Below are 1,605 nucleotides of genomic sequence, written 5' to 3' on the forward strand. Positions count from 1 at the left end.
GGGGGTGTTGCCGCCGGGCTTCGGGGCACCGCTTGACCGCTGATGAGGGGCCTGACGACCGCCTGGCCCGGCGCAATGCCGGGCTGCTTCGGGCGGCATGTCTGCGTAACGTGGTTGCCGGCGTGCGGTGCCGCAGGGACGGCCGGGAGTTGAGGAGACGAGTGGCGAGGGGCACACGCGGATGGTCGACACGACCGCGATAGATCTCTTCCTCGGTCTGGACCTGGGCAAGGAGTTCCACCACGCCCACGGCCGGACCGGGGACGGCAGAACCGTGCACGACAAGCGCCTGCCGAACACCGAGCCGAAACTGCTGGAGCTGTTCAGCAAGCTGGTGGCGAAGTTCGGGACCGTTCTGGTGATCGTGGACCAGGTCGCCAACATCGGCGCCCTGCCGCTGACGGTGGCCCGCGCGGCAGGCTGCCGGGTCGCCTACCTGCCCGGACTGTCGATGCGCCGGGCCGCCGACCTGTATCCCGGCGAGGCGAAGACCGACGCCCGCGATGCCTTCGTGATCGCCGAGACCGCCCGCACCATGCCGCACACCCTGCGCGCGATCGACCGGGACGACGAGACGCTGGCCGCACTGACCATGCTCACCGGCTACGACAATGACCTGGCCGGCGAGGTCAACCGCGCCACCAACCGGCTGCGCGGCCTGCTCTCCCAGATCCACCCCTCCCTGGAGCGGGTCCTGGGCAAACGCCTGGCCTGCCCCTACGTCCAGGCCCTCCTTCAGCGGCACGGCTCTCCTGCGAAGATCAGGAAGCTGGGGCGGGCCCGGGTCGAGGCCCTGCTCAAGGCGAACGGCTCGCGCAAGGCCCACCACCTCACCACCGAGATCTTCGAGGCGTTGGACGAGCAGACCCTCGTCGTCCCGGGCACCGAGACGTCCGCGCTGATCATCCCCGGTCTGGCCGCCCAGCTCGCCGCCGCCCACACCCAGCGCCGCCAGGCCGAGCAGGAGATCGCCGCCCTGCTGGAGGCCCTCCCTCTTTTCCACCTCCTGACCTCCCTGCCCGGCCTGGGCGTCAGGACCACAGCGGCCGTGATCGTCGCGATCGGCGACGGCACGTCCTTCCCCACCGCCGGACACCTTGCCTCCTACGCCGGACTCGCGCCCGCCACGAAGTCCTCGGGAACCTCCATCCGCGGCGAGCACGCACCCCACCGCGGCAACCGGCTCCTCAAACGCGCCCTGTTCCAGGCCGCGTTCGCCGCGATCGGCTGCAAAGCCGACCCGTCCTCCCGGATCTACTACGACCGACAGCGGGCACGCGGCAAGACCCACACCCAGGCGATCCTCCGCCTGGCCCGCCAGCGCGTGAACGTCATCCACGCGATGATCCGCACCGGGGCCCTCTACGAAGCACGCACCCCGGGCGACGTCGGCCTCGCTGCCTGACGACTCCACAGCTCCTACCCTCCAGGCCCCATGACGCCCGCGCACCGGCACGGCCACTGCGGCTCTGCCGGCCAACGGGATGCCCATCAGCCACCCGATCCGCCGGGAACATCCCGCTTCGCGGGACGTTCCCGAAAACCAGGATCAACCCCCGCAAGCCGACGCCACCGGGGTTGACGAAACAGATAGGGGCACCCCCC

Annotated in this window: 1 protein-coding gene; it reads left to right on the forward strand. The window is 70.8% G+C overall.

What is annotated here, in order from left to right; translation table 11 throughout:
- Positions 1-181 precede the first annotated feature (181 nt).
- Complete coding sequence (locus KBZ10_RS28920; RefSeq protein WP_210990709.1) at positions 182-1,405, forward strand: IS110 family transposase; 1,224 nt, start codon at positions 182-184, stop codon at positions 1,403-1,405.
- The last annotated feature ends 200 nt before the right edge of the window (positions 1,406-1,605 follow it).

This window comes from Streptomyces sp. F63 (genome assembly GCF_018070345.1).
Classification (GTDB): Bacteria; Actinomycetota; Actinomycetes; order Streptomycetales; family Streptomycetaceae; genus Streptomyces.